Here is a 267-nt window from a genome sequence, read left to right as displayed (position 1 = left end):
GGCTTCGGCGGTGTAAACCGGGCATTGGCCCAACTGATTGCCGAGCGCAACCAGCAGTGGAAAACCGAGCTCGGCTTCACCCTGAAAATCGTCGGCGTGACCGACCTGTTCCTCGGTTCGGTGATGAACCGCCACGGCCTCGACGCCGCCTCGCTCGCCCGGCTGCCCGCCAGCAAAGGCGCCATGGCCCAACTCCCTGGCGGCACCGTCGACGCCCTCAACGAAGCCGTGATCAAAGATTGCGGCGCCGACATCATCGCCGAAGCC

At 65.5% G+C, this 267-nt stretch carries 1 pseudogene; it reads left to right on the top strand.

Features of this window, described 5'->3' with window-relative positions:
• A pseudogene (locus tag OC610_RS29265) lies at positions 1-267 on the top strand (homoserine dehydrogenase); the annotation flags it as partial.

Origin of the sequence: Pseudomonas agronomica, from assembly GCF_025917275.1 — a bacterium.
In the GTDB taxonomy this organism is placed as follows: domain Bacteria; phylum Pseudomonadota; class Gammaproteobacteria; order Pseudomonadales; family Pseudomonadaceae; genus Aquipseudomonas; species Aquipseudomonas agronomica.
This window is presented reverse-complemented; position numbering and strand designations above follow the sequence as displayed.